The organism is Prosthecobacter sp. Pr1 (assembly GCF_057652315.1).
This window is the reverse complement of sequence record NZ_JBYFBS010000058.1, coordinates 1-958: the sequence shown is the minus strand read 5'-3', so window position 1 is coordinate 958 and position 958 is coordinate 1. Positions and strand designations below refer to the sequence as shown.

The window sequence follows — 958 nt, the reverse complement described above, 5'->3', positions numbered from 1 at the left end:
TTATATAGCCATCCGGGTAGAGGCCTGCTATAAAGTGGTATGGCAACACTCTCTCTGGATTTACGTGAACGCATTGTCAGCGCCTATGACAAAGGTGAAGGCACGCGTGACGAGATCGCACGGCGCTTTCGCGTCTCCTTGGGCATGGTCAAAAAGCTGCTCCAGCAGCGCAGCAAGACCGGCTGCATCAAGTCCCGGCATCATCTTGCAGGACGCAAGAAGACCATCGTGGCAGAGCACCGCATTGCCATGCGGCAGCACCTCAAGCGCAAGCCTGACATGACGCTGGCCGAGCTGCGCGAGGCACTCGGCCTGGAGTGCACGCTGCCGGCGATCCATTACGTGCTTGCGGACATGGGGCTGACATATAAAAAAAGACACTCCGCGCCGCCGAGCAGGACCGGGAGGACGTCCGCAAAGCACGCCGCCGCTGGAAGCGCAAGCAAGGCGGACTAGAACCCTGGCGGCTGGTCTTTATCGATGAGAGCGGAGCCAAGACAAACATGACCCGCCTGCGTGGCAGAGCGCCACGCGGCAAGCGGCTGCATGCCGCAGCTCCCTGCGGCCGCTGGCAGAGCACGACGATGATCTCCTCCATCCGGCTGGATGGCACCACGGCCTGCATGCACCTCTCAGGAGCAGCTGACACCGACGCCTTTGTGGCCTACATCGGCCAGGTGCTCTGTCCCACGCTGAAAAAGGACGACATCGTCGTGATGGACAATCTTGCGGTGCACAAGAGCCCGGAAGTGCTGCGCTTGGTGGCAGAGGCAGGAGCGGAGGTGAGGTTCCTGCCAGCCTACTCGCCCGACCTCAACCCGATCGAGAAGATGTGGAGCAAGATCAAGGCGCTGCTGCGCACTGCGGAGGCACGCACACCAGCAGAACTCGATGCGGCCATCAGCCTGGCATTCTCAAAAATCACAGAAAAAGACGCCAAGGGTTGGTTTGCCTCTTG

The 958-nt window shown here is 60.5% G+C and carries 1 protein-coding gene and 1 pseudogene; both read left to right on the top strand.

Annotated elements, in window-relative coordinates; genetic code table 11:
• Positions 1–39 precede the first annotated feature (39 nt).
• Positions 40–456, top strand: a complete 417-nt coding sequence (locus AC24GY_RS29450; protein ID WP_487690453.1) for a transposase — start codon at positions 40–42, stop codon at positions 454–456.
• A pseudogene (locus AC24GY_RS29445) lies at positions 438–958 on the top strand (IS630 family transposase); the annotation flags it as partial. The gene AC24GY_RS29450 and the pseudogene AC24GY_RS29445, both read left to right, overlap by 19 nt.

Excerpts from the sequence above, each read along its gene's own strand:
- AC24GY_RS29450 (WP_487690453.1), top strand. The coding sequence starts at position 40 with ATGGCAACACTCTCTCTGGATTTACGTGAACGCATTGTCAGCGCCTAT.